Here is a 26,210-nt window from a genome sequence, read left to right on the forward strand (position 1 = left end):
GCGGGAAGGTGTGTGTCAAAAAATAAGGGCGCCGCATTTGTCAATGTGGCGCCCTCTAGATGTTGTGGATATTGATCTAGCGATTAATATCTGTAGTGGTCAGCCTTGAACGGACCTTGCGGCGTGACGCCGATATAGGCAGCCTGTTCTTCAGAAAGCTGCGTCAGCTTCACGCCTAGCTTGTCGAGATGCAGGCGCGCAACCTTCTCATCGAGGTGCTTCGGCAGGATGTAGACCTGGTTCTGGTACTGGCCGGGCTTGGTGAAGAGCTCGATCTGCGCCAGCGTCTGGTTGGTGAACGAAGCCGACATGACAAACGACGGATGGCCGGTAGCATTGCCAAGGTTGAGCAGACGACCTTCGGAGAGAAGGATGATGCGGTTGCCCTTCGGGAATTCGATCAGGTCGACCTGCGGCTTGATGTTGGTCCACTTCAGGTTACGCAGCGCCGCAACTTCGATTTCGTTGTCGAAGTGGCCGATGTTACCGACGATCGCCATGTCCTTCATCTGACGCATGTGGTCGATGCGGATGACGTCCTTGTTGCCGGTCGTGGTGATGAAGATGTCTGCGGAAGACACGACGTCTTCAAGCGTGACGACTTCAAAACCGTCCATGGCAGCCTGAAGTGCGCAGATCGGGTCGACTTCCGTCACCTTAACGCGGGCGCCAGCACCCTGAAGCGAAGCGGCCGAGCCCTTGCCAACGTCACCGTATCCGCAGACGACGGCGACCTTGCCGGCCATCATCACGTCCGTGCCACGGCGGATGCCGTCGACCAGAGATTCCTTGCAGCCGTACTTGTTGTCGAACTTCGACTTGGTGACGGAATCGTTGACGTTGATCGCCGGGAAGGGCAGGAGGCCCTTCTGGCTGAGCTGGTAGAGGCGGTTGACGCCTGTCGTGGTTTCTTCGGTCACGCCCTTGATGGCGTCGCGCTGCTTTGTGAACCAGCCCGGCGATGCGGCCAGACGTTTCTTGATCTGTGCGAAGAGGATTTCTTCCTCTTCAGAATGCGGGTTTGACAGCACGTTCTCGCCGGCTTCAGCACGCGCACCCAGCAGGATGTACATCGTCGCGTCGCCGCCATCATCGAGGATCATGTTGGAAAGGCCGCCGTCAGCCCACTGGAAGATCTTGTCGGTGTAAACCCAGTAATCTTCCAACGACTCGCCCTTGATGGCGAAAACCGGAACGCCGGCGGCAGCGATTGCGGCTGCGGCATGATCCTGCGTCGAGAAGATGTTGCACGACGCCCAGCGGACTTCGGCGCCGAGCGCGACCAGCGTTTCGATGAGAACGGCCGTCTGGATCGTCATGTGCAGCGAACCGGTGATGCGCGCGCCCTTGAGCGGCTTTGCTTCGCCGAATTCGGCGCGGCAGGACATCAGGCCCGGCATCTCGGTTTCTGCGATCGTGATTTCCTTGCGGCCGAAATCCGCGAGGCCGATGTCGGCGACGACATAGTCTTTTTCAGTGCTCATTGGGTTCTCCAGGCTGAAAAGCGGCTCAAAATTCGAAAGCGCAAGTGCATGCGCCAGATAGCGTCCACGCGGCATGCGCGGCTATGATGGCCGTTTAGCAGGCTTCTATGACGAAGGCAATAATGATATAAAGAAGTCTTTATATGTTTATATGAGTCGCGAAAGGCTCACATTTCCTCGCCGAACCGGTTCTGGATCAGCTCGTCGAGCGCGTCGAGCGCCTGGGCTGCCTGGTTGCCGCTGGCGGAAACAAGGACGCTTGAACCGGGACTCGCCGCCAGCATCATCAAGCCCATGATCGAAGTCCCGCCGACCGTCATCCCGTCTTTCGAAACGGTAATCGCGGCATCGAAATTCTCGACCAATTGAACGAATTTGGCCGAAGCGCGCGCGTGTAGGCCGCGCTTGTTGATAATCAGAATTTCTCGGGAGAGTGCCGTCATGGGCGCGATGTGCTCACTATTTGCCACTGAGGACGCGGCTCGCGACGTTAATGTATTTCCGTCCGGCTTCGGAGGCTTCGACGAGAGCCTTTTCCATGTTGTTCTCACCGCGTACGCCGGCAAGCTTGATCAGCATCGGCAGATTCATGCCAGCGATGACCTCCGTGTGGCCACTGCTCATGACGGATATTGCCAGGTTGGAGGGGGTGCCGCCGAACATGTCGGTCAGGATGACGACCCCATGGCCGTCGTCGGCGCGGGACACTGCTTCCAGAATATCTTGTCGTCTCTGATCCATGTCGTCTTCGGGACCGATACAGACCGTTTCGATGAATTTCTGAGGACCGACGACGTGTTCGACCGCATGACGAAACTCTTCAGCCAGCTTGCCATGAGTGACAAGCACAAGTCCGATCATGATATTACTGCTCCTAGTGGCGTATGCAAACGATGGGCCAATATCGCAATGCAGCAATCGCGTCCACCGTGGGGGCACATCTTGGCGATGAAAAGCCGAAGTGCAAGACAAAAATACGACTTTTAGGGCGGGATTTGCCGATTTCGCAGGCATTACTGTCCGATATCGGGCACTTTTGCCATCAACACCGCCAGCGGCAACGGCGTGTTTGCCAGCAACCGAATGATCGGCAGATCCATACCGTTGGCAATAGTCATTCGCTCACCCTCCGGCGGCAGCCGTTTCTCTCCGGACACGCTTCCCGGAAGGACAGCATAATGCATCGCCGCCCTTGCGACGTATGGCACGCGGACGATGCCGGTGCCGCGCAATTCGATCAAACCGGCAATCGAGGTGGGGCAAGTGGCAATCACGGCTCCATCCTGTTTGGAGATTAGCACTTGATCGTCGGCAACCAGCATCGCCGGCATGCCGATGTGCTGTGCTTGGGCGATGCAGGCAAAGGCGAGCATCGACTTTCCCCATCCCGAAGGCCCCATGAAAAGAAGACCGGTGCTGCCGACGACGATAGCGGTTGCGTGGATGTTCGAAGGCGCGTCCGTCATGCGGTGGTATTGGCGGGAAGGGCGAGGATGAAGCGCGCTCCGAGCAGCCTTTCGCTCTCCGGATCGATGATATTCTCCGCACGCAGCGAACCGCCATGCGCCTCGGCGATCTGGCGGCTGATCGACAGACCGAGGCCAGAATTCTGCCCGAAGCCCTCTGATTCCGGTCTGTCGGTATAGAAGCGCTCAAAGATACGATCGATATTTTCGGCCTGGATGCCCGGCCCGTTGTCCTCGACGTAAACGATGCAGCGGGAGCGTGTTCTAACCAGTCGCACCGTGATCCTGCCGTCGTGCTCCGGTACGAAGGAGCGCGCGTTCTCTATCAGATTCGTAACGATCTGGCCGATGCGCAGGTCGTGGCCGTTCACTACGAAGCGCGTCTTGACGCCCGGCTTGCGCTCGATGGCGAACTCAATCTGCACTTCTTTCTTGCGACTGCGGATTTGCCGAGATACGTCGATGAGGTCGCGAAGCAGGATTTCCAGATCGACCGAACCTGCATCCACCCGCGCCAACTCGGCATCGAGACGGGAGGCGTCGGAAATATCGCTGATCAGGCGGTCGAGGCGGCGAACGTCATGTTGGATGACATCAAGCAGCCGTTTCTTCGAATCGTCCGTTTTGGCGAGTGGCAGTGTCTCGACGGCGCTGCGCAGCGATGTCAGGGGATTCTTCAGTTCGTGGCTGACGTCGGCCGCAAAGCTTTCGATCGAATCGATACGGTCGTAGAGAGCCGTTGTCATCTCGCGCAGCGCAATTGAGAGGTTGCCGATCTCGTCCTGACGTGCGGAAAAGTCCGGAATTTCCTCGCGTTCCTTTGCGCCGCGGCGAACACGGATGGCGGCGGCGGATAGACGCCGCAGTGGGTTGGCGATTGTCGAAGACAGAACAAGAGACAGCAGAACGTTGACAAGCGTCGCGACCCCGAACACGCGCATGATGCCGAGGCGCTCGGCGTGGACGATATTATCGATATCGCCCGCTTGCGTCGACAACAGCAGCACACCGAGAACAGCGCGGAAGCGCTGGATCGGAACGGCGACCGAAACGATCAGCTCGCCCTTCTCGGTGGTGCGAACCACGGCGCCGCGCACCCCGGTCAGCGCGTTCATCACCTCGGGATAGATGGAGCCATCACCGCCTGGCGCTTCCTTGTACAGCGGCAGGTTTCCAGGCTGCAGAACCTTGTTGAAGATCGTCGTGAACCACTGGCTCCAGGTCTGCTCCTCGTCATCGACCGGCGGTAGATCAAAACGCAGGACCTGGCCGCGCGAATAGAGGTGGCGAGAGTCGAGTAGCAGGTTGGCGTCGGCATCGAAAATGCGCGCACGGGTTCTCGTCGGTGAAATCAAGCGGCGCAAGACCGGCGCGACCTTTTCCGGGTCGATCGGGAACTCGAGGTCCTCGTCGTTCGGCACCGGGGTAATGCTCTGACCAGCCTGCAGTTCGAGCAGCTTTTCCGGGTCGATGGTGATCGAGTTCGTGTCGACCGAAGCGGAAGCCGAGACGGCGCCCGCGATGATTTCCCCCTGCGTCAGAAGGCTTTCGACGCGGGCGTCGATCAGCCCTTCGCGGAACTGATTGAGGTAGAGAATGCCGCCGACGAGAACGACAAGCGCCGCGAGATTGAAGAAGAGGATGCGGCGTGTCAGGCTCGAAAAGACGGCATTGCCGAAGATGCGGCGGATGATCGTGAAGGGATGCGACCAGCGTCGTCCCCTGACGCGGCGACTACTTACGCCTTCCGCCTCATCCAGATCCCTTTCCTGCACCAACTGTGCCAACGACAGGCCCTTTCGGAGAGCGGACTGCTTTCGCGATCACCAGCTCTCGACAATTCTCAGATGCCGCGCCGCTTCGGCGTCAGGCTGCTTCGCGGAAGCGGTACCCCACTCCGTAGAGCGTTTCAATCATATCAAAGTCGGTATCGACCATCTTGAATTTCTTGCGCAGCCGCTTGATGTGGCTGTCGATGGTGCGATCGTCGACATAGACCTGCTCGTCATAAGCCGCATCCATCAATGCGTCACGGCTTTTGACGACGCCCGGACGTTGGGCCAGCGAATGCAGAATGAGGAATTCGGTCACCGTCAGCGTCACCGGCTCACCCTTCCAGGTGCAGGTGTGGCGTTCCTGGTCCATGACCAGCTGGCCGCGCTCCAGCGAGCGAGCAAGCTGCTGTGCGGTGCCCGGTTTTGGAACAGCACCGCCGGCCGCGGCGGCAGCCTCGCGGCTCGATGCGCGGCGCAGGACAGCGCGCACACGCTCGACCAGCAGACGCTGCGAGAACGGCTTGGTAATAAAGTCGTCGGCGCCCATCTTCAGGCCAAACAGCTCATCGATTTCCTCATCCTTGGAGGTGAGGAAGATAACCGGCATGTCAGATTTCTGTCGCAGACGGCGCAGGAGTTCCATGCCGTCCATGCGCGGCATCTTGATGTCGAAAATGGCAAGATGCGGCGGGCGGGCGAGGAGACCGTCGAGGGCAGAGGCGCCATCGGTATAGGTCTCGACCTTATATCCTTCGGCCTCGAGTGCGATCGATACCGAGGTGAGGATATTGCGGTCGTCGTCAACGAGCGCGATTGTCGGCATGGTATTCGTCTCCGTCATCTATGCGCGTCTCCAGGTATTTAGAAGGTCCCCAGGCGGCCTTTGTGAACCGGATGCGCTTATGGGGATAAAGGTGGAACAAATTGTGGCAAAGATAAAGGGTGAGATTGCTGTAAAGTTTTGATGGCAACCAAAAGTGGTGTCGCCATTTGATCCGGCCACTTCTGATTCAAACGATTTAAAATATCACGGGAAAATTTAAATCGATTAATAGTTTGATATTACTACGTTTTATTGATTTTCTGCTATTGCGTTTTAAAAAAACCGCCCGTACGGTCACCCTCAGTTCTTAACGGCACGAGCCTCAAGGGAAGGGAAAGACCATGGAGCTGTTCGGAGTCCACAACCCGGCGATAGAGCTGGCGACGATCGGTTTGGGGAGTGCAAACAGCGCTCGCTATAACTTTACGGCCGCCTCCCTCTATGAAGAATCGATTCGCCGGGGTGAGGCTGAACTCACCGCCCATGGTGCATTGCGCGCCTTGACGGGTCAGCACACCGGTCGCTCGCCGAGGGACAAGTTCGTCGTTCGTGATGCCAACACCGACGGTCAGATCTGGTGGGACAACAACAAGCCGATGTCGCCGGAGAACTTCGCGCTCCTGAAGCAGGACATGCTCGCGCACGCCGACGGCAAGGACCTGTTCGTTCAGGATCTCATCGGCGGTGCCGATGAGATCAATGCGCTGCCGACGCGTGTCGTGACCGAGCTGGCCTGGCATTCGCTGTTCATTCGCAACCTGCTGATCCGCCCGGAGCGCTCGACCCTCGAATCTTTCGTTCCGAAGCTGACGATCATCAACCTGCCGACCTTCAAGGCCGACCCCGAGCGCTATGGCTGCCGCACGGAAACCGTCATCGCTTGCGACCTGACAAATGGTGAGGTGCTGATCGCCGGCACCTTCTACGCCGGCGAAATGAAGAAGTCGGTCTTCACTGTGCTGAACTATCTGCTCCCGGCAAAGGGTGTGATGCCGATGCACTGCTCGGCCAATGTCGGCCCGGATGGCGATGCCGCGGTCTTCTTCGGCCTCTCTGGCACCGGCAAGACGACGCTCTCGGCCGATCCAGCCCGTACGCTTATCGGCGACGACGAGCATGGCTGGGGCGAGGACGGCATCTTTAATTTCGAAGGCGGCTGCTACGCCAAAACCATCCGTCTGTCGGCGGAAGCGGAACCGGAAATCTATGCAACGACGCAGCGCTTCGGCACCGTTCTCGAAAACGTCGTTCTGAACGATCAGCGTGAACCTGATTTCAACGATGGCTCGCTGACGGAAAACACGCGTTGCGCCTACCCGCTGGATTTCATTCCGAACGCCTCGAAGACCGGTCTTGCCGGTCACCCGAAGACGATCATCATGCTGACCGCGGATGCCTTCGGCGTCATGCCGCCGATCGCCAAATTGACGCCGGATCAGGCCATGTACCACTTCCTGTCGGGCTACACCGCCAAGGTGGCCGGCACCGAGCGGGGCGTGACCGAGCCGGAAGCGACCTTCTCGACCTGCTTCGGCGCGCCGTTCATGCCACGCCATCCGTCAGAATACGGCAATCTCCTGAAGGATCTCATCGGCCGCCATGGGGTCGAATGCTGGCTGGTCAACACCGGCTGGACCGGCGGGGCCTACGGCACCGGAAAGCGCATGCCGATCAAGGCGACACGCACGCTGCTTGCCGCAGCGCTCTCGGGCGAACTCGGCAAGGCGGATTTCCGCGTTGATCCAAATTTCGGCTTCGCGGTTCCCGTCGCGGTGCCGGGCGTCGAGACGGCCATCCTCGATCCGCGTTCCACGTGGCAGGATCCGATCGGCTATGACGCACAGGCCGGCAAGCTCGTGACGATGTTCATCGAGAACTTCGCCAAGTTCGAAGGCCACGTCGATGGCGGGGTGCGCGATGCGGCCCCGGGGTTTCGTGCCGCGGCTGAGTGACGCGCCAAAACATTGATGATTCACGTGAAACCCGGCGGCGTTCGCCGGGTTTCTTTGTCTGTTCCCAAGCGCCGGCCGATATGAGATAGAAATCGCATGGCCAGCGACCCGCTTTACATCAACGATCGAATCACCATCGCCGGATGGGAGCTGACGGAGCAGTTCGTCCTGGCGGGTGGCCCCGGCGGACAGAACGTCAATAAGGTCTCGACATCAGTCCAGCTGTTCTTCAACATTCCCAACTCACCCTCCTTGAACGAGCGCGTGAAGGTGAATGCCGTGAAGCTTGCTGGCAAGCGCCTGTCGAAAGAAGGTGTGCTGATGATCGAGGCAAGCCGCTTCCGCAGCCAGGATCGCAACCGCGAAGACGCGCGTGAGCGGCTGAAAGAGCTGATTCTCGAGGCGGCAAAACCACCGCCGCCGCCCCGCAAGAAAACCAAGCCGACAAAAGGATCGATCGAACGCCGGCTGAAGGCGAAATCGGGCCGCGCCGAGGTGAAGAAGATGCGGGGGCGCCCGCTCGGAGATTGATATGCTGAAGCTGCCGAACGGCGTCAGTCACCTTCCGGACTATCTGGACCGACCGCGGCAGCAGGGATTGGTCGATATTATCCGGTCGATCGTGGCGGACGCGCCGCTTTTCGTGCCCGTCATGCCCGGCACCGGCAAGCCGATGTCGGTGCGCATGACGAATTGCGGGCCTCTCGGCTGGGTCACGGACAAGGAGCGCGGCTATCGCTACCAGCCGACCCACCCTGTCACGGGCAAGCCTTGGCCGGATATGCCCGCGGAGTTGCTGGAAATCTGGAACGACGTGTCCGGCTACGGCAAGCCTCCACAGGCCTGTCTTGTCAACTTCTATTCCGACGAGGCGCGCATGGGCCTGCATCAGGATAAGGACGAGCAGGATCTCGCCGCGCCCGTCGTGTCGATATCGCTTGGCAATGGTTGCCTCTTCCGCGTCGGCGGCCTCGCGCGCAACGACCGCACACTCTCCTTCAAGCTGTCGAGTGGCGATGTCGTTGTCTTGGGTGCGGAAGGGCGGCTATGTTTCCACGGCGTCGACAAAATCTATCCGTCGACCTCGACGCTGCTAAAGAATGGCGGTCGTATCAACCTGACGCTTCGTCGGATAACACCTTAGAGCTTTCTCAGGGCCACCTGTTCGATCAGGTGATTGTTGCCCTTGCGCAGGATCAGGTCAGCGCGCGGACGCGTCGGCAGGATGTTCTCCCGCAGATTCTTGAGGTTGATGTTTTCCCAGAGGCCTTCGGCGATCGACAGCGCTTCCTCCTCGCTGATCGAGGCGTAGCGGTGGAAGAAGGAATGAGGATCGCGAAACGCCGTTTCGCGGAGCCGCATGAAGCGCGTCACGTACCAGTCGTGAATCCGGCTTTCTTCCGCATCTATGTAGATCGAGAAGTCGAAGAAGTCGGAGACCATCGGCACGATCTTACCGCCGGCCGGCAGGTCGCGTGACTGCAGGACGTTGATGCCCTCGAAGATCAGAATGTCCGGCCGATCGACGATCTTGTATTCGTTTGGCAGGACGTCATAGACCAGATGCGAGTAGGACGGGGCCTTGACGTTCGGCTGCCCGGCCTTGATCGCCGCCAGGAAGCGCAGGATCGCGCCGGTGTCGTAGCTCTCGGGGAAGCCCTTGCGCTGCATCAGATTTTCACGCTGCAGCACGGCGTTCGGATGCAGGAAGCCGTCGGTGGTCACCAGATCCACCTTCGGGCTGGAAGGCCAGCGCGTCAGCAGCTCTTTCAGGATACGGGCGGTCGTCGACTTGCCGACGGCCACCGAGCCGGCGATGCCGATGACGAACGGCGTTTTCGCGACATTCGAGAGACTGAGAAAGCGGTTGCGCTGCTCAAAAAGCAGCTGCGACGATTCCACGTGGGCTGAGAGAAGGCGCGAAAGCGACAGATAGATCCGCCGCACTTCATCAAGGTCGATCGGGTCGCCCATGGAGCGTAGCCGCTTGACCTCGTCCCCCTTCAGAGTCAGGGGCGTATCCGCGCGGAAGCGCGCCCATTCCTCGGAAGAAAAAAAGTGATAGGGCGAATAGGCATTCGCCTGGAAATGATCGAGCGCCTCGGGCGCTCCGATGAGCTGTCTTGCGATACTCATGAACTTTGCCGGCTCGCCTTTTCTGTCAGGCCGGATTGAGCGGTACGCCGCTCAAGCTCCGCCATGACACTGTGCAACGGAACGCCCGCCACCTTCAATACGACCAATAGGTGATAAAGCAGGTCGGCGGCTTCATAGGTGAGGTTCTCCCGGTCGTTGGCGATTGCTGCCATCACGGTTTCGATTGCCTCTTCGCCGAGTTTCTTGGCAGCTTTCGGCTGGCCTGCGGAAACGAGTTTTGCGGTCCAGGATTCATCCGGCGAGGCTTTCGATCGCGCATCGACGATCTTTTCCAGGTCGGCAAGGGTGAATTCGCTCATGATTCTGCTTTCTGATCAGTCCAGACGCATGTCGATGCCGCAGGACGACATATAGCGCTTCGCCTCGCCGACGGAATAGGTGCCGAAGTGGAAGATCGATGCGGCCAAAACGGCATTGGCATGCCCCTGCTTGACGCCGGCCACGAGATCGTCGAGGTCGCCGACGCCGCCCGAGGCGATGACCGGCACCCGAACCGAATCCGCAATGGCGCGTGTCAACTCGAGATCGTAGCCGACTTTCGTTCCGTCTCGGTCCATCGACGTGACGAGCAGTTCGCCGGCCCCGCGCTCGACCATTTTCCGTGCGAAATCCACGGCGTCGATGCCGGTCGCATTGCGGCCACCATGTGTGTAGATCTCCCAGGCGCTCAGATTGTCCTGGCCGACCGCCTGCGTGCGCCGGCGCTTGGCATCGATCGAGACGACGATGCACTGGTCGCCGAACTTGTCCGCCGCTTCCGCAACGAAATCAGGATTGTTGACTGCCGCCGAATTGATCGAAACCTTGTCGGCGCCGCAGAGCAGCAACTTGCGAATATCAGTGATGGTGCGCACGCCCCCGCCGACGGTGACAGGCATGAAGCACTGCTCGGCCGTGCGTGCGACGACGTCGAAGATTGTTTCGCGATTGTCCGAAGAAGCCGTGATGTCGAGGAAGCAGAGCTCGTCGGCGCCGGCAGCATCGTAGGCCTTGGCCGCCTCGACCGGGTCGCCGGCGTCCACGAGGTTGACGAAATTGACGCCCTTGACGACGCGGCCGTCCTTGACGTCGAGGCAGGGAATGACACGGGCCTTCAGGGTCACTGCGCTATCTCCTTTGCGCGTGCGGTTGCAATCAGCGCCAGCGCTTCCTTGGGATCGATGCGTCCATCATACAGCGCGCGGCCCGAGATCGCACCCTCGAGCGTGCGTGCGTCGGGCTCGAGCATCCGTTTCACATCCTCGATCGAAGCCAGGCCGCCGGACGCGATCACCGGGATCGACACCGCCTTGGCAAGTTCGAGGGTTGACGCCCAATTGATGCCTGCGAGGATGCCGTCACGGTCGATGTCGGTATAGATGATTGCTGCAACGCCTGCGCCCTCGAATTTCCTCGCCAGCTCGATGACGCCGAGCTCGGAGGCCTCGGCCCAGCCCTCGACGGCGACTTTGCCGCCCTTGGCATCGATGCCGACAGCCACGCGGCCTGGAAACGTCTTGCAGGCTTCGATCACCAGTGCCGGATTGCGCACGGCGATCGTGCCAAGAATGACGCGGGCGAGGCCGCGCGACAGCCAGCTCTCGATATGGTCGAGTGTGCGAATACCGCCGCCAAGCTGGACGGGGTTCTTCGTCGCCTTCAGGATTGCGTCGACGGCCGCGCCATTGACGCTTTCGCCGGCGAAGGCGCCGTTCAGATCAACGACATGCAGCCACTCGAACCCTTGATCTTCAAACGCCTTCGCCTGCGCGGCAGGGTCGGGATTGTAGACGGTCGCCTGGTCCATATCGCCGAGCTTGAGGCGAACACACTGGCCATCCTTGAGGTCGATTGCGGGAAATAGGATCATTCTGTCTGTCCTTGCAATGCGCGAGCTTTAAGGCTTCCAGCGCAGGAAATTGGCAATTAGGGCCAGGCCGAGCTTCTGGCTCTTTTCGGGATGGAACTGGGCTCCGGCCATGTTGTCGCGGCCAACGAAAGCAGTGATCGGCCCGCCGTAGTCGGCCGTCGCAATCACGTCGCCAGAGTTCTTCGCCGCCAGATGATAGGAATGCACAAAATAGGCATGCAGCCCGTTCGGCCCCGTGGGAATACCCTCAAACAGCGGGTGAGGGGATCTTAGGTCCAGTGTATTCCAGCCGATTTGCGGGATCTTTAGATTGGCTTCACCGGGCGTCATCTCAACGACGTCTCCGGGGATCCAGCCGAAACCATCAGTGACCGTCTTCTCGAGACCGCGTGACGACATCAGCTGCATGCCGACGCAAATGCCGAGGAAAGGTCGGGCCTTTTTCTCGACCGCATCGATCAGCGCTTCCGACATGCCGGGAACGGCATCGAGCCCGCGCCGGCAGTCGGCATAGGCACCGACGCCTGGCAGCACAACGCGATCGGCGGCCGCGACGGTCTCGGCCTTGTCAGTCAGGTCGATCACGGCATCGATGCCGGCTTCCCGCGCGGCTCGTTCGAAGGCCTTCGTCGCCGAACGCAGATTGCCGGAACCGTAGTCGATAATTGCGACGCGCATCAGCGTCCTCCATCAAAACCAAAGAGATCGAGCGAGGTGGCGTTGCCGTGACGCGGGGCATGGGCTGTGGGGTCCCATTGCGGCGAGGGCGCCGGACGGCTGTCGCCGGTGTCGGTCTGAACATTCGAAAAGTAGATTTCTTCAGCGGTCTGCAGCGAATCGGCAGAGACGAGGTCGGCTTCGTCCCAGCCCTTCGCGACCAGATTGCGGATACGAAGATTCTGCCCCTCGAGCGCCACCAACAGACTGGTGCCGAAGGTGATCGCGACGCCGACTGGCCAGAGGTCCGCCCGGTCGGCCAGAGCACCGCCAAGGCTCTGCAGGAGGAATGCCGCGATGGCGTGGAGCCACAGCCGATGGAAGGCCAGCCATATCCAGGGGAAGAGAAACCCGAGCATGGTAAAGCCGTCGCGAATGAAGCGCGTCTTCTCGTGGTTGGAGTCCGTTCCACCAGGCGCAGTCAGAACCAGATAGCTGGAAGTCATATCGTCAAGCTCCCTTAGGGGGCTCAGACGAGCGTGCCCTTCGTCGAGGGAACACGGCCCGCCTGTCTCGGATCGATCTCTGTTGCCGTACGCAGCGCGCGGGCAACGGCCTTGAAGCATGTCTCTGCAATATGGTGGTTGTTGGCCCCATAATGGTTGAGGACATGCAAGGTGATGCCGGCGTTCTGGGCAAGCGCCTGGAAGAATTCGCGAACGAGCTCCGTGTCGAACGTGCCGATCTTCGGCGCGCTGAAGGCGACGTTCCAGACGAGGAAGGGACGACCGGAAAGGTCGACGGCTGCCTTCGTCATCGTCTCGTCCATGGCGAGATCGATCGATGCGTAGCGGGCGATGCCGCGGCGATCGCCGAGCGCCTTGGCAATCGCCTGGCCGATCGCGATGCCGGTGTCTTCCACCGTGTGGTGATCGTCGATGTGCAGGTCGCCCTTGGTCTCGATCTCCATGTCGATGAGCGAATGTCGTGACAGCTGGTCAAGCATATGGTCGAAGAAGCCGACGCCCGTTGAAATCTTCGATTTTCCGGTACCGTCGAGATTGACGGAAACGGAAACCGAAGTTTCGTTCGTCTTGCGGGATACGGTGCCCGTGCGGCTTGCTGCGGTCTCGGCCATATGGCTGCTCCATCAGGAAATACGGGCGTTCCTTATCAGGCAAGCCGTGAAATATCCAGAACCGCGGCAGCAGAAAACGACGCCATTTGCAATCGGCATTCACGCACTTACATAGGGCTCGACAGGGCCGGCGTTCGGCCCGACGCAACGAGCCCGGCAGACGGGCAAAGGTGAATAGATGACAACGATTGTTACAGTTCGAAAGGGCGGCAAGGTCATCATGGCCGGCGACGGTCAGGTGAGCCTCGGCCAGACCGTGATGAAGGGCAATGCCCGCAAGGTCCGGCGCATCGGCAAGGGCGAAGTGATTGCCGGTTTCGCAGGCGCCACCGCGGATGCCTTCACCCTCCTCGAACGTCTTGAAAAGAAGCTCGAACAATATCCGGGCCAGCTGATGCGCGCAGCCGTCGAGCTCGCCAAGGATTGGCGCACGGACAAGTATCTCCGCAACCTCGAAGCCATGATGCTCGTCGCCGACAAGCAGGTGACACTGGCGATAACAGGCAACGGTGACGTTCTTGAGCCGGAGCATGGCGCCATGGCGATCGGTTCGGGCGGCAATTTTGCACTCGCTGCGGCTCTCGCCCTGATGGATACGGACAAATCAGCCGAAGACGTGGCGCGTCGCGCGCTGGATATTGCCGCCGATATCTGTGTCTACACGAACCATAATGTGGTGGTGGAAACCCTGGATGCCGAAGGCTGAGCACGCCCCGAAATACCGTTTCCGCGACATCAGCCGCGAGGATTTTGGCCTCGTGGCAAAGTGGTTGGCAGAGCCACATGTCGCGAAGTGGTGGCGCGCGCCCGAGACAGAGCTTGCGTCGATCGAAGAGGCGATGAACAGTATCGAGACAAGGCCGATGATCGTGGAGCTGGACGGGCATCCGATAGGTTACCTTCAAAGCTATGATCCTCATTCGCAAGACGGTCATCCCTATCAGGACCAGCCGAAAGGCACGCTGGGCGTCGATATCTCGATCGGTGTTGCCGAACTGATAGGCAAGGGTCACGGTACTGCGATCATCCGTCAGCTCGCGGCCGAACTCTTCGCGAACGGTGCAAGGCGCATCGTGATCGATCCGGATCCCGAAAACCGCCAGGCGATTAGGGCTTACGAAAAAGCAGGCTTCCACTACGTCGATACAAGAACTTCCATTTACGGTCCGGCGCATTTCATGGCGTTGGACGCACCCGGAGTAACGGACACATGACCACTTTTTCCCCCCGCGAGATCGTTTCCGAACTCGATCGCTATATCATCGGCCAGCATGAGGCCAAGCGCGCGGTGGCAATCGCGTTGCGCAACCGCTGGCGTCGCCACCAGCTCGATCCGGATCTGCGCGACGAAGTCATGCCCAAGAACATCCTGATGATCGGTCCGACCGGTGTCGGCAAGACGGAAATCTCTCGCCGTCTCGCCAAACTGGCGGGTGCGCCATTCATCAAGGTCGAAGCCACGAAGTTCACTGAAGTCGGCTATGTCGGCCGCGACGTCGAACAGATTATCCGTGATCTCGTCGAGGTCGGCATCGGGCTCGCCCGCGAGAAGAAGCGCAGCGAAGTGCAGGCCAAGGCGCATATGAGTGCGGAAGAGCGCGTTCTCGATGCGCTCGTCGGCTCCACGGCCTCGCCGGCGACGCGCGACAGCTTCCGCAAGAAGCTGCGCAGCGGCGAACTTGACGACAAGGAGATCGATATCGAGATCGCCGACACCGCCACCGGCATGGGCGGCTTCGACATTCCCGGCATGCCGGGCGCCAATATCGGCGTGCTCAACCTTTCCGAAATGTTCGGCAAGGCGATGGGCGGCCGCACCAAGAAGGTCCGCACGACGGTCAAGGCATCCTACACGGATCTGATCCGCGACGAGTCCGACAAGCTGATCGACAACGAAGTCATCCAGCGCGAGGCGGTCCGTGCGGTCGAGAATGACGGTATCGTCTTCCTCGACGAGATCGACAAGATCGCCGCTCGCGACGGCGGCATGGGTGCAGGCGTTTCGCGTGAAGGCGTGCAGCGCGACCTGCTTCCGCTGGTCGAAGGCACGACGGTGTCGACGAAGTACGGCCCGGTGAAGACCGACCACGTGCTGTTCATCGCCTCGGGTGCCTTCCATGTCTCCAAGCCGTCGGACCTCCTGCCGGAATTGCAGGGCCGCCTGCCGATCCGCGTCGAACTGCGTCCGCTGACCAAGGAAGACTTCCGCCGCATCCTGACGGAAACCGAGGCGAGCCTTATCAGGCAGTACAAGGCGCTGATGGAGACCGAAGGCCTCACCCTCGAGTTCACCGATGACGGCATCGATGCTCTGGCCGATGTCGCCGTTCACCTGAACTCGTCGGTCGAAAACATCGGTGCCCGCCGCCTGCAGACGGTGATGGAGCGTGTATTGGACGAGATCTCGTTCAACGCACCCGATCGCGGCGGCACGGCTGTGACCATCGATGCCGAGTATGTACGCAAGCATGTCGGCGACCTGGCGCAGAACACGGATCTGTCCCGCTTCATCCTGTGATGAACAAGCATCCAGTCATGTCTTCATTGATGTAATGACGCGATTTTGTCAGCTTGAACTCTCGACAGCGGGCCTTTTACTTTTTAGTGAAAGGCCCGTTTTGTTGTCAGCGCCAGCATCATTCGGCCAAGATTGTGGTCCAGTCAGCGCGCTTCGCGACAATGCCATGAACCGATGAGAACGCTGATCGTGCGACGCCTTCTGACAAGCCTCTTGATTGCTGCTGCCGTGCTGACCTCGGCTCCCGCTTTTGCCATGCAGGCGGTGCCGCCAGGAAACCGTCATGCCGAGCAACCGGATGTTCCAGGCGCCTCGGTCCGCCGCACGAAAGGCACGAAGACCTCGTTCGATCGCAAGTACGAGAAAGTTCATGATCTCCTCGCCTCGGATCACGAGCTGATGGCCAAGATCAAGAAGGTTTCGGCCGCTTACGGCATCGATCCGATTCATGTGATCGGCGCGATCGTCGGCGAGCACACGTATAATGTCGACGCTTACGACCGTTTGCAGTCCTATTATGTGAAGGCTGCATCCTATGCCGGCGAGAGCTTCCGCTTCGCCTACAATGGCGAGGACGTGGACGACTTCATCAAGCGGCCGCAGTTTTCCGAATGCAACGGCAAGGGCGATGCCTACACGCTTTGGAGCTGCCGCGAGGATATCTGGGAAAGCGATTTCCGCGGCAAGACCGTGGACGGCAAGAGTTTCCCGAACAATCGATTCAGCGCCGTTTTCTTCCAGCCCTTCTATGCCGGTCAGACCTTCGGCCTCGGCCAGATCAACCCGCTGACGGCGCTGATGCTCTCGGATCTCGTCTCCAAGGTGTCGGGCTATGAGAAGCTGAACGAGAAGGACGCCGGTTCCGTCTACAAGGCGATCATGCAGCCCGATATCTCGCTCGCTTTCGTCGCCGCCTCGATCCGCCGGTCGATTGACGATTACAAGGAGATCGCCGACATGGATATTTCCAGGAATCCAGGCCTGACCGCCACGCTATATAATGTCGGCAATTCGCGCCAGCGCGCGGCTGCTCTTGCTGCCAAGAATCGTGCTTCGGGCGAAACTGTCTGGCCGGAAGAGAACTATTACGGTTGGCTGGTTAACGATAAGCTGGACGAGCTGGAGCGCCTGCTCTAGTTTTTGCCTTGCCGGGAAGAGCTTGAGATCTTCCGCGAAAGGCTGAATTCTCATGGACATGCGTCCGCATCCCTTCGAGCCCCCAGCGCCGTTGCCGCGAACAGTGCCGCCGGGACGCCTTGAGATCATCCGAACGATCCTGCGCAACCCGCTGGAACTCTGGGGAGAGCCTTCCTATACGCTGCCGTGGATTCACACGCGGTTCTTTCGGGAAAGAACCCTGATCGTCAACGACCCCGGCCTGATCCGCCATGTTCTCGTCGACAATGCCGCAAACTACCGTATGTCGGACATTCGCCAGCTCATTCTGCGCCCCATCCTGCGCGACGGATTGCTGACGGCGGAAGGAGAAGTCTGGAAGCGATCCCGCAAGGCGGTCGCGCCGGTTTTCACACCGCGCCATGCAAACGGCTTTGCCGGCCAGATGCTTCGCCAGTCCGAGGACTATGCGAGAAAATACGAGGCCGCTGGCAGCAAGGGCAAGGTCTTCGAGATCGCCGCCGACATGACGGAGCTGACCTTCGCCATTCTTGCCGATACGCTGTTCTCGGGTGAGATAGTCACGTCCTCCGACAGCTTTGCCGATGACGTCAACGCGCTCTTGCATCGTATGGGGCGCGTCGATCCGATGGACCTCCTGCGCGCGCCGTCCTGGGTTCCGCGCCTGACCCGCATCGGTGGCCAGAAGGTGCTCGACAAGTTTCGCAACATCGTGCGCCAGACCATGCATGCCCGGCTTGTGCGCATGCAGGCCAATCGCGCCGCCGCGCCGGACGACTTCCTGACCTTGCTCCTCGATCAGGCCGCGAGCGGCGGGCTGACGAATGACGAAATCGAAGACAATATCCTTACCTTCATCGGTGCCGGCCACGAGACGACGGCGCGTGCACTCGCATGGACGCTCTACTGTGTCGCGAACACGCAGCATATCCGCGAGGCGATGGAGGAGGAGATTGATCGCGTGCTGGCGCAGGATGTCGAGCCGGTCAAGTGGCTCGATCTGATGCCTTACACCCGCGCGGCCTTCGAGGAGGCGCTGCGGCTCTATCCGCCGGCGCCGTCGATCAATCGCGCCGCAATCGCCGCCGATCGGTGGACCGACGCGAAGGGTGAAACGGTCGAGATCGAGGCCGGCGTCACCGTTCTCATCATGCCGTGGACGCTGCATCGCCACGAACTCTATTGGGACAAGCCGCGCGCCTACATGCCGGAACGGTTCCTACCGGAGAATCGCGGCAAGATCGGTCGCTTCCAGTTCCTGCCGTTCGGCGCGGGCCCGCGTGTCTGCATCGGCGCAACCTTTGCCTTGCAGGAAGCAGTTATCGCTCTAGCGGTGCTGATGCACCGTCTCCGCTTCGACCTGACGGATCAGACGAAGCCCTGGCCGGTGCAAAAGCTGACGACGCAGCCGCAAAACGGGCTACCGATGTGCGTCACGCCTCGGTCTTTGCCTAAATCGGCATAAATCTTTCGAACTATTGCATAATTGACTATGAATGAAAGCCAGGCAAAGTGGCAGCGTGCGAAAAACTGCGTAAGTCCTAGGAGACATTGAATGAGCCGCATCGATAAAAACGGTCTTGCTGTTGAAGCCGTCCTTCATGAGTTTCTGGCCAAGGAAGCGCTGCCCGGGCTGAAGATCGATGCCGACAAGTTCTTTGCCGATTTCTCGGCCATCGTTCACGATCTGGCGCCGCGCAATCGGGAGCTGCTCGCCAAGCGCGATGCGCTTCAGCTTCGTATCGATGATTGGTACCGCCAACACGGTGCGCCGACCGATATGGAAGCCTATCAGGCGTTTCTTCGGGACATCGGCTATATCCTGCCGGAGGGCTCCGACTTCCAGGTGACGACCACGAATGTCGATCCGGAGATCGCTTCGATAGCGGGCCCACAGCTTGTCGTTCCCGTCATGAACGCTCGCTACGCGCTGAATGCCGCCAACGCCCGCTGGGGCTCGCTCTACGATGCGCTTTACGGAACGGACGCGATTTCCGAGAGCGACGGTGCCGAGAAGGGCAAGGGCTACAATCCCAAACGCGGCGAGAAGGTCATTGCCTGGGCTCGCGATCTCCTCGACACCGCCGCTCCGCTCGACGGCTGGAGCTGGAAGGATGTTGCGACGTTTGCTGTGCGGGATGGTGCTCTGGCCGTCACCTCAACCGATGGCGAGCATGTTTCGCTGACCGATGCGGCGCACTTTGCCGGCTATCAAGGCGATGCCGCGGCGCCGACTCACATCCTGCTGAAGAACAACGGCATCCATATCGACATCGTCATCGATGCCTCAACCGCGATTGGCAAGAGCGATCCGGCGCATATCTCCGACGTCTGGCTGGAATCGGCGATCACGACGATCATGGACTGTGAGGATTCGGTTGCAGCCGTCGACGCTGAAGACAAGGTCGTCATCTACCGCAATTGGCTCGGCCTCATGAAGGGCGACCTTCAGGAAGAGGTATCGAAGGGCGGTTCGAGCTTCATCCGAAAGCTCAATCCGGATTTGGAATACAACGGTCCGACAGGTACGCCCTTCGAAGTGCATCGCCGATCGCTGATGCTGGTGCGCAACGTCGGCCACCTCATGACCAATGCCGCCATCCTTGATCGTGACGGCAATGAAGTGCCGGAGGGCATCATGGATGCGATGATCACGGGCACGATTGCGCTCCACGACGTGGGCGCGAACGGCCGCCGCAAGAATTCGCATACTGGCTCGGTCTACGTCGTCAAGCCGAAGATGCATGGCCCCGAGGAAGTCGCGTTCGCAGCCGAGATCTTCTCGCGGGTCGAGGATGCCCTCGGCATGGCGCGCAATACCATCAAGATGGGCATCATGGACGAGGAGCGACGGACGACGGTCAATCTCAAGGAATGCATCCGTGCGGCTCGCGAGCGCGTGGTGTTCATCAATACCGGCTTTCTGGATCGTACGGGCGATGAAATCCACACCTCGATGGAGGCCGGGCCGATGATCCGCAAGGGCGACATGAAGCAGGCCGCCTGGATCGCGGCCTACGAAAACTGGAACGTCGATATCGGCCTCGAATGCGGCCTATCCGGCCACGCGCAGATCGGCAAGGGCATGTGGGCCATGCCGGATCTGATGGCGGCGATGCTGGAGCAGAAGATCGCGCACCCGAAGGCTGGAGCCAATACCGCCTGGGTTCCGTCGCCGACGGCCGCGACGCTGCACGCCACGCATTACCACCGCGTCAACGTCGCCCGCGTCCAGCAGGGCCTCAAGGATCGCGCGCGTGCCAAGCTCTCCGATATCCTTTCGGTCCCCGTCGCGGTCCGCCCGAATTGGACGCCGGAGGAAATCCAGCGGGAACTCGACAACAACGCCCAGGGCATTCTCGGCTATGTTGTCCGCTGGGTCGATCAGGGCGTCGGCTGCTCCAAGGTGCCCGACATCAACAATGTCGGCCTCATGGAGGACCGGGCGACGCTGCGCATTTCCGCCCAGCATATGGCGAACTGGCTGCACCACAAGGTCACGACCGAAGCGCAGATCGTCGAGACGATGAAGCGCATGGCCGCCATCGTCGATCAGCAGAATGCGTCCGATCCCGCCTACACTCCGATGGCGCCCGATTTCGACGCTTCGATCGCCTTCCAGGCGGCCCTTGATCTCGTCTTGAAGGGCAGGGCGCAGCCGAACGGCTATACCGAGCCAGTCCTGCATCGTCGCCGCCTCGAACTGAAGGCCGAGCAAGCGGCCTGACGAGGACAAATCAATAGAAACGGCCGCCGAAACAACGTTCCGGCGGCCTTTTAAATACCCGATTTCAGCGGCAGCTTACTGGATAACGATGACCTTCGAGGTCGTCTTGCCCGGACGCACGCGGCTGTAGAGGTCGATAACGTCCTGGTTCATCAGGCGAATGCAGCCGGACGAGGCGGCCGTACCGATCGAAGCCCATTCCGGCGTGCCGTGCAGGCGGAAGAGGGTGTCCTGGCCCTTTTCGTTGAAGAGGTACATGGCGCGCGCACCAAGCGGGTTGCTGAGGCCTGGGCCCATGCCCTCCTCGACGTATTTGGCGACTTCCGGCTTACGCTCGGCCATTTCCTTCGGCGGGTGCCAGGTCGGCCATTCCTGCTTCCAGGCGACATAGGCCGTGCCGGCCCAGGCGAAGCCCTGCTTGCCGACGCCGATGCCGTAACGCATCGCCTTGCCGCCCGGCAGGATGTAGTAGAGGAAGCGCTCGCGCGTGTTGACGATGATCGTGCCCGGGCGTTCGGTGGTTTCGTAAGAGACGATCTGCCGGCGGAACTGCGGCTTCACCTTCTGGATCGGGATCGCCGGAAGCGAATATCCCGCATCCGTCGTCACGCCGTAGGCGTCGTCGAAGATTTGCGCGGTCTGAACGGTCGGCCCCGGGGTGCCCTTGTCTTCGACGGAGGCGCTTTCGGTAGTCGAGGAGCAACCGGCCAGAGCGAGCGTCGCCATCAGGCCGAATACAGGAAATGCATTGCGGATGCGCATGGATGTCTCTTAGGAAATGGGCAAGGGGAACGGTCTTTTGAACCATCTTTGATTATGGTTTATTTTCGATTAACTTTGCCTTTGCAAGCTGTTGCAGTGCGGCAAAACCAATACGCAGCGGCAAATTAGAAGCGCATGGTTTTTTTGCAACAACGCGCGCACCACGCCCACGGTTATCCATGACGATTTTGAATGTTTACAATAACAATCCGTTAATAGATGGCCGGCAATCGGACAGAGCTATGCTCGTGCGTCGCGGGACTCAGACTTTACTTCATGAAATGCGTCACGCGGTCTTGCCGGAGCTATCGCTTGCGAGCGGGCGGCGGGCCGACCTGATCACGATCTCGGAGAAGGGCGAAATCTGGATCATCGAGATCAAGACGTCGATCGAGGACTTTCGCGTCGACCGCAAGTGGCCGGAGTATCGCCTGCATTGCGATCGCCTGTTCTTCGCCACCCACAAGGACGTTCCGCTCGAGATTTTCCCCGAGGACTGCGGCCTGTTCCTATCCGATGGCTACGGTGCGCATATGATGCGGGAAGCGCCCGAGCATCGCCTGGCGCCCGCCACGCGCAAATCCGTCACGCTGAATTTTTCCCGCGTAGCCGCTCAGCGCCTGCTGATGGCCGAATGGGCAAACGGCAAGCCGTTTGATGTCGACGATATCTGAGCTTACTTCGGCGCGCGCTTGGCGAGGATCCGCTGCAGCGTACGGCGATGCATGTTGAGCCGTCGCGCCGTCTCCGAAACATTGCGCTCGCACATCTCGTAAACCCGCTGGATATGCTCCCACCGCACCCGGTCAGCCGACATCGGGTTTTCCGGCAGCTCCGCCTTCTCCCCGGCCCGCTGCGTCAGCGCTGCATAGACATCGTCGGCATCGGCAGGCTTTGCCAGGTAATCGACAGCGCCGAGCTTCACCGCCGTGACGGCTGTCGCAATATTGCCGTAGCCGGTCAAAACGATGATCCGCGTGTCGTCCCGACGCTGCCGGATTGCCTCGATCACATCCAACCCGTTGCCGTCGCCAAGCCGCAGGTCGACGACAGCGTATTTCGGCGGATGGCTCTTCGACTTGGCAACACCCTCCGCGACCGACTCGGCAGTTTCGACCTTGAAGCCACGCGTCTCCATGGCGCGTGCCAGGCGGCGCAGGAACGGCCCGTCATCGTCGACGATCAGCAGGCTAGCGTCCGGACCGATATGATCCGCATCTGCGAGAGAGGATTCGTGGTCAAGCTCGTTCATATTCGTCAATCCCGGCAACCGCCTGCCTGATATAAGTCAAGTTTTCCGCTTTTCATTATGCCGATAGCGTCATTTTGTCGAATTTACATCGATCAGCATGCGCGGCCATTCGACACGGACGCGTGCTCCGGCAGTCTCTGGCATGCGGTTCTCGAACACAAGCGACGCGCCGGATCGCTCCAGAAGCGTCTTGGCGATGAAGAGGCCAAGTCCTAGCCCACCGGCGCGGTCCTCCCGCTGTCTCTTTGTGACATAGGGTTCGCCGATCCGGGTCAGAATATCGGACGAGTAGCCTTCGCCGTCGTCCTCGACCGTGATGCGGACTTTTCTCGGATCGTGTTCGACCGTCACCGTTACCCTATCACGCGCGTAGTCGACGGCGTTCTCGATCAGGTTGCCGAGCCCATACATGATGCCGGCATTGCGGTCGGTGACCGGCTCGCCCTTGCGCGGGCTTTTCTCGATGAGTTCGAGTTTGATCCCGAATTCCCTGTGCGGTGCCACGATCTCTTCCATCATGGATGACAGCGGCAGGCGTCGAAGATGTGCCTCGCCTTCCGCCGAGAGCGTCGCCAGGCGCCGCAGGATGTCGCGGCACCGCTCGCTCTGGCTGCGCAGCAGCTGCACATCCTCGCGAAAGCGATCGTCATCCTTCAGTTCCCGTTCCATTTCCTTGGCAACGACGCTGATCGTGGCGAGCGGAGTTCCGAGCTCGTGCGCGGCAGCGGCGGCAAGACCGTCCAGCTGCGAAAGGTGCTTCTCCCGCTGCAGCACAAGTTCGGTTGCCGCCAGGGCATCGGCCAGCTGGCTCGCCTCCATCGAGACCCGATATGCATAGAAGGCGGCGAAAGCCATGGTCGATGCGATCGAGCACCAGACGCCAAACTGCATCACGGTATGCACATTGATCTCGACCCCGTCGAACCACGGCAAGGGAAAGGGCGAGAAGGCGAGGATGGTGATGCAGACCATCGCGACCAGGATGAGCACCGTGCTGAAGCGGATCGGCTGCGACGCGAAGGAGATGATGACAGGAACGCAGACGAGGGCAGCGAAGGGATTGGCAAGACCGCCGGTGATGAACAGCAGTGCGCAAAGCTGCAGAAGGTCAAAGCCCAGCAGCGCGAAGGCCGCGCCCGGGTAGAGGCGGTGCGTCGGCGGATAGCGGATCATAAGGTAGAAATTGACAGCCGCCAGCGCCGCGATCAGCACCGCGCACGCCACCAGCGGAAGGGGGAATTTCAACCAAAAGGCAACGATGAACACTGTGACTGCCTGGCCGCCGACGGCAAGCCATCTCAGCCGAACCAGCGTCTGCAGTCTCAGGCGCCTGCTGCTGTGCCTGTCCTCTTCGGGCGAACTCTCGACATTATCAACCATCTGGCATCCCTTGAACCGTGCTGGGGCTCATGTACCACGAGGTTTTACCCTTGTCGTCGGCATGGCGTCGTCCGGCCGCTCAGGCCAGGGGTGTTTGGGATAGCGGCCGCGCATGTCGGCGCGCACATCCTTCCACGAGCCGGCCCAGAAGCCGGGCAGGTCGCGGGTGGTCTGGATCGGCCGATGTGCGGGCGATGTCAGCTCGAGAAGCAGCGGCAGTCGGCCGTCACCGATCGCCGGATGCTGCTTGAGGCCGAAGAGTTCCTGCACACGGATCGTCAAAGTCGGCTCTTCGCCGTGATACTGGATCGGATGGCGCTGTCCCGTCGGCGCTTCGAAATGCGTCGGCGCGAGGCGCGAAAGATCGCGCTGCAGCCCGTGCGGTATCAATGCCATCAAACCGTTCGAAAGACCGGATGGGGAGATATCGGAAATCCCCCGAGCATCCGTCTGATAGGGAACGAACCACTCGTCCAGCCGCGAAAGCAGCGCTTCGTCGCTGAGGTCAGGCCACGGGTCGCCGATGCTGCGGTGAAGAAAGCCCATGCGTTCGCGAAGCTGCATGGCCTCCGTGGAAAAGGGAAGCTGTTCCAACCCCAGCTCGCGCACGCCTTCCGCCAGAGCGCGGCTAACGGCCTCACCGGTCGGACGGGGCAGCGGCGTCTCGTCGAAGACGATGGCACCGAGCCGCGTCGCCCGTCTGGCTCTGACCTGCCGGTTCTGCCGGTCGAAGAAGGTCTGGTCGCCAGTCAAAATGGCATCGGGTAGCTCTTCCTCGATGTCAGCGCGCGAAACCTCTGCTGCCGCCAGGATGCGCCCCTGCGCTGCGCGGCCCGTCAGGTCGGCGATGACGAGCATCTGGCTGCCGGCAAGTCGTTCGGTCTCCGGCAGCTCCGCGCCGCGCCCGTTCGTCATGAGGAACCGGCCTCTGCCGCCGCGCTGGAGCGCGATTCGGTCAGGAAAGGCGTGCAGCAGCAACCTTCCCGTCTGGCTGGGTTCCATTGCCTTTGCGACATCGAGACCTTTGGCCAGTCGAGCCGCCAGCTGACGCGAGCCCTCGGCGCGATCGCCGCGCTCCGACCGGAAACGTCGCATCCGTTCTTCCAGATCAAGGCTCGGGCCGCCGAGGCCTTGTTCGGTCAGCAGCACGGCAAGCGCCGCCGCATCCCTTGCATGCCCGGTCTCGCCGGCCGAGATCACCATGGCGGCCAGACGCGGTGGCAGCGCAAGGTCGCGCATCATCTTTCCGCGCGCAGTCAATGCACCGTCCTTGCCGAGCGCGCCGAGCTGCAGCAACAGCGCGCGCGCTTCCGAAAGCGTCGTCTCCGGCGGCTGGTCGACAAAGGACAGCGAGCGGGCGTCCTGAACGCCCCAATGCGCCAGGTCAAGGACAAGGCCGGAAAGATCGCTGGAGAGAATTTGCGGTGGCGTGAATGCCGGCAATGCGGCCGTCTGCCCCTGGTGCCACAGACGGATGGCGATACCGGGCTCGGTTCGCCCCGCACGTCCGGCGCGTTGGTCAGCCGAGGCGCGTGAGACGCGCACCGTTTCCAGCCGTGTGATGCCGGTTGATGCCTCGAACACAGGAAGCCGCTGCAGGCCGCTGTCGATTACGATCCGCACGCCGTCGATGGTGATCGACGTCTCGGCAATCGACGTGGCGAGCACGACCTTGCGCATACCGGACTCGGCCGGTCGGATTGCAGCGTCCTGTTCCTTCTGTGTCAGATTGCCGTAAAGCGGTGCGATCAGCGTCTGTGGCCCGAAGCGCCCGTCGAGCCGCTCCGCGGTGCGGGCGATCTCCGCCTGGCCGGGTAGGAAGGCAAGGATCGATCCGCTCTCCCTGGCGTGCGCGTCCGCGATGGCGCGTGTCATCGCGTCTTCAATGCGCTCGCCGCCCGGCCGATCCTGATAGCGGATGTCGATTGGATAGCTTCGCCCCATGCTCTCGATCACGGGCGGCTGGTCGAGAAGTGCCGCGACGCGGGCGACGTCAAGGGTCGCCGACATGACAAGCACGCGCAGGTCATCGCGCAAGGCGGATTGCACGTCGAGCGCCAGCGCGAGGCCAAAGTCGGCGTCCAGCGAACGCTCGTGGAACTCGTCGAAGATGACGGTCGAGACACCGGAGAG

At 60.7% G+C, this 26,210-nt stretch carries 27 protein-coding genes (1 of these 27 only partly in view); 10 read left to right on the forward strand and 17 right to left on the reverse strand.

Annotated features, from left to right (window positions below; genetic code table 11):
* Positions 1–83: 83 nt before the first annotated feature.
* From ahcY to ACSQ9D_RS18990, 6 genes are all read right to left on the reverse strand, one after another.
* The gene (gene ahcY / locus ACSQ9D_RS18965; RefSeq protein ID WP_037116771.1) at positions 84–1,484 is read right to left on the reverse strand and encodes an adenosylhomocysteinase; all 1,401 of its coding nucleotides are present in this window, start codon (positions 1,482–1,484) and stop codon (positions 84–86) included.
* A 167-nt stretch (positions 1,485–1,651) separates the two neighbouring features.
* Positions 1,652–1,927, reverse strand: coding sequence for an HPr family phosphocarrier protein (locus tag ACSQ9D_RS18970; protein ID WP_007798031.1), 276 nt, complete (start codon positions 1,925–1,927; stop codon positions 1,652–1,654).
* Positions 1,928–1,943: 16 nt separating this feature from the next.
* Positions 1,944–2,345 carry a PTS sugar transporter subunit IIA gene (locus ACSQ9D_RS18975; protein ID WP_007528763.1) on the reverse strand — a complete coding sequence of 134 codons (402 nt, stop codon included), beginning with the start codon at positions 2,343–2,345 and terminating at the stop codon, positions 1,944–1,946.
* A 152-nt stretch (positions 2,346–2,497) separates the two neighbouring features.
* Positions 2,498–2,950, reverse strand: coding sequence for an HPr kinase/phosphorylase (locus ACSQ9D_RS18980; RefSeq protein ID WP_436283448.1), 453 nt, complete (start codon positions 2,948–2,950; stop codon positions 2,498–2,500).
* Entirely contained in the window at positions 2,947–4,737 is a 1,791-nt protein-coding gene (locus ACSQ9D_RS18985) for a stimulus-sensing domain-containing protein (RefSeq protein WP_436283449.1), read from the reverse strand. Before ACSQ9D_RS18985 ends, ACSQ9D_RS18980 begins: the two co-directional genes overlap by 4 nt.
* 79 nt (positions 4,738–4,816) lie before the next feature.
* Complete coding sequence (locus tag ACSQ9D_RS18990; protein ID WP_197065970.1) at positions 4,817–5,548, reverse strand: response regulator transcription factor; 732 nt, start codon at positions 5,546–5,548, stop codon at positions 4,817–4,819.
* A gap of 341 nt (positions 5,549–5,889) precedes the next feature.
* Here ACSQ9D_RS18990 and ACSQ9D_RS18995 point away from each other — a divergent pair, with 341 nt between their 5' ends.
* The 3 genes from ACSQ9D_RS18995 (at position 5,890) to ACSQ9D_RS19005 (ending at position 8,644) form a co-directional block, all read left to right on the forward strand.
* Positions 5,890–7,500, forward strand: coding sequence for a phosphoenolpyruvate carboxykinase (locus tag ACSQ9D_RS18995; RefSeq protein ID WP_436283450.1), 1,611 nt, complete (start codon positions 5,890–5,892; stop codon positions 7,498–7,500).
* Positions 7,501–7,596: 96 nt separating this feature from the next.
* The gene (gene arfB / locus ACSQ9D_RS19000) at positions 7,597–8,031 is read left to right on the forward strand and encodes an alternative ribosome rescue aminoacyl-tRNA hydrolase ArfB (RefSeq protein WP_436283451.1); all 435 of its coding nucleotides are present in this window, start codon (positions 7,597–7,599) and stop codon (positions 8,029–8,031) included.
* A gap of 1 nt (position 8,032) precedes the next feature.
* Positions 8,033–8,644 carry an alpha-ketoglutarate-dependent dioxygenase AlkB family protein gene (locus ACSQ9D_RS19005; protein ID WP_436283452.1) on the forward strand — a complete coding sequence of 204 codons (612 nt, stop codon included), beginning with the start codon at positions 8,033–8,035 and terminating at the stop codon, positions 8,642–8,644.
* On the opposite strand, the gene coaA is transcribed toward ACSQ9D_RS19005, so the two are convergent.
* The 7 genes from coaA to hisB are packed head-to-tail and all read right to left on the reverse strand — an operon-like array spanning position 8,641 to position 13,301.
* Positions 8,641–9,636, reverse strand: coding sequence for a type I pantothenate kinase (coaA, locus tag ACSQ9D_RS19010; protein WP_024313175.1), 996 nt, complete (start codon positions 9,634–9,636; stop codon positions 8,641–8,643). The genes ACSQ9D_RS19005 and coaA overlap by 4 nt on opposite strands.
* Positions 9,633–9,956: a phosphoribosyl-ATP diphosphatase gene (locus tag ACSQ9D_RS19015; RefSeq protein ID WP_436283453.1), complete on the reverse strand. Its 324-nt coding sequence runs from the start codon at positions 9,954–9,956 to the stop codon at positions 9,633–9,635. Before ACSQ9D_RS19015 ends, coaA begins: the two co-directional genes overlap by 4 nt.
* A 15-nt stretch (positions 9,957–9,971) precedes the next feature.
* The gene (gene hisF / locus ACSQ9D_RS19020; protein ID WP_037116781.1) at positions 9,972–10,760 is read right to left on the reverse strand and encodes an imidazole glycerol phosphate synthase subunit HisF; all 789 of its coding nucleotides are present in this window, start codon (positions 10,758–10,760) and stop codon (positions 9,972–9,974) included.
* A complete protein-coding gene (gene hisA / locus ACSQ9D_RS19025; RefSeq protein WP_436283454.1) occupies positions 10,757–11,506 on the reverse strand; it encodes a 1-(5-phosphoribosyl)-5-[(5-phosphoribosylamino)methylideneamino]imidazole-4-carboxamide isomerase in 750 nt (249 codons plus the stop codon). Before hisA ends, hisF begins: the two co-directional genes overlap by 4 nt.
* Before the next feature lie 27 nt (positions 11,507–11,533).
* On the reverse strand, positions 11,534–12,184 hold the full coding sequence (gene hisH, locus ACSQ9D_RS19030) for an imidazole glycerol phosphate synthase subunit HisH (RefSeq protein WP_436283455.1): 651 nt from the start codon (positions 12,182–12,184) through the stop codon (positions 11,534–11,536).
* Complete coding sequence (locus tag ACSQ9D_RS19035; RefSeq protein WP_436283456.1) at positions 12,184–12,669, reverse strand: DUF2628 domain-containing protein; 486 nt, start codon at positions 12,667–12,669, stop codon at positions 12,184–12,186. The genes hisH and ACSQ9D_RS19035 overlap by 1 nt, the downstream gene beginning before the upstream one ends.
* A gap of 23 nt (positions 12,670–12,692) precedes the next feature.
* Positions 12,693–13,301, reverse strand: coding sequence for an imidazoleglycerol-phosphate dehydratase HisB (hisB, locus tag ACSQ9D_RS19040; protein ID WP_436283457.1), 609 nt, complete (start codon positions 13,299–13,301; stop codon positions 12,693–12,695).
* Positions 13,302–13,479: 178 nt separating this feature from the next.
* Between hisB and hslV the strand changes: the two genes are divergently transcribed.
* The 6 genes from hslV to ACSQ9D_RS19070 all read left to right on the forward strand — a co-directional run bounded on the left by hslV (position 13,480) and on the right by ACSQ9D_RS19070 (position 20,683).
* The gene (gene hslV, locus ACSQ9D_RS19045) at positions 13,480–14,007 is read left to right on the forward strand and encodes an ATP-dependent protease subunit HslV (protein WP_436283458.1); all 528 of its coding nucleotides are present in this window, start codon (positions 13,480–13,482) and stop codon (positions 14,005–14,007) included.
* Entirely contained in the window at positions 13,994–14,515 is a 522-nt protein-coding gene (locus ACSQ9D_RS19050; protein ID WP_436283459.1) for a GNAT family N-acetyltransferase, read from the forward strand. The genes hslV and ACSQ9D_RS19050 overlap by 14 nt, the downstream gene beginning before the upstream one ends.
* Positions 14,512–15,819 carry an ATP-dependent protease ATPase subunit HslU gene (gene hslU / locus ACSQ9D_RS19055; RefSeq protein ID WP_436283460.1) on the forward strand — a complete coding sequence of 436 codons (1,308 nt, stop codon included), beginning with the start codon at positions 14,512–14,514 and terminating at the stop codon, positions 15,817–15,819. The genes ACSQ9D_RS19050 and hslU overlap by 4 nt, the downstream gene beginning before the upstream one ends.
* A gap of 189 nt (positions 15,820–16,008) precedes the next feature.
* On the forward strand, positions 16,009–16,956 hold the full coding sequence (locus ACSQ9D_RS19060) for a DUF1402 family protein (protein ID WP_436283878.1): 948 nt from the start codon (positions 16,009–16,011) through the stop codon (positions 16,954–16,956).
* A gap of 52 nt (positions 16,957–17,008) precedes the next feature.
* On the forward strand, positions 17,009–18,421 hold the full coding sequence (locus ACSQ9D_RS19065) for a cytochrome P450 (RefSeq protein ID WP_436283461.1): 1,413 nt from the start codon (positions 17,009–17,011) through the stop codon (positions 18,419–18,421).
* Positions 18,422–18,511: 90 nt separating this feature from the next.
* Complete coding sequence (locus ACSQ9D_RS19070) at positions 18,512–20,683, forward strand: malate synthase G (protein WP_436283462.1); 2,172 nt, start codon at positions 18,512–18,514, stop codon at positions 20,681–20,683.
* A gap of 75 nt (positions 20,684–20,758) precedes the next feature.
* Here ACSQ9D_RS19070 and ACSQ9D_RS19075 read toward each other — a convergent pair whose 3' ends face one another.
* Positions 20,759–21,445: a L,D-transpeptidase gene (locus ACSQ9D_RS19075; protein ID WP_037116798.1), complete on the reverse strand. Its 687-nt coding sequence runs from the start codon at positions 21,443–21,445 to the stop codon at positions 20,759–20,761.
* Between the two features lie 179 nt (positions 21,446–21,624).
* Here ACSQ9D_RS19075 and ACSQ9D_RS19080 point away from each other — a divergent pair, with 179 nt between their 5' ends.
* Positions 21,625–22,119, forward strand: coding sequence for an MmcB family DNA repair protein (locus ACSQ9D_RS19080; RefSeq protein ID WP_436283463.1), 495 nt, complete (start codon positions 21,625–21,627; stop codon positions 22,117–22,119).
* A gap of 2 nt (positions 22,120–22,121) precedes the next feature.
* On the opposite strand, the gene ACSQ9D_RS19085 is transcribed toward ACSQ9D_RS19080, so the two are convergent.
* From ACSQ9D_RS19085 to hrpB, 3 genes are all read right to left on the reverse strand, one after another.
* Positions 22,122–22,697, reverse strand: coding sequence for an ActR/PrrA/RegA family redox response regulator transcription factor (locus tag ACSQ9D_RS19085; RefSeq protein WP_037116872.1), 576 nt, complete (start codon positions 22,695–22,697; stop codon positions 22,122–22,124).
* 69 nt (positions 22,698–22,766) lie between these two features.
* Positions 22,767–24,077 carry an ActS/PrrB/RegB family redox-sensitive histidine kinase gene (locus ACSQ9D_RS19090; RefSeq protein WP_436283464.1) on the reverse strand — a complete coding sequence of 437 codons (1,311 nt, stop codon included), beginning with the start codon at positions 24,075–24,077 and terminating at the stop codon, positions 22,767–22,769.
* Between the two features lie 27 nt (positions 24,078–24,104).
* Positions 24,105–26,210, reverse strand: partial view of an ATP-dependent helicase HrpB gene (gene hrpB / locus ACSQ9D_RS19095; RefSeq protein WP_436283879.1) — the 3' portion only. It continues 351 nt past the right edge of the window; only the last 2,106 of its 2,457 coding nucleotides appear in the window; its start codon lies off the right edge, out of view; the stop codon is at positions 24,105–24,107.

The organism is Rhizobium sp. LjRoot258 (assembly GCF_964254185.1).
Classification (GTDB): Bacteria; Pseudomonadota; Alphaproteobacteria; order Rhizobiales; family Rhizobiaceae; genus Rhizobium.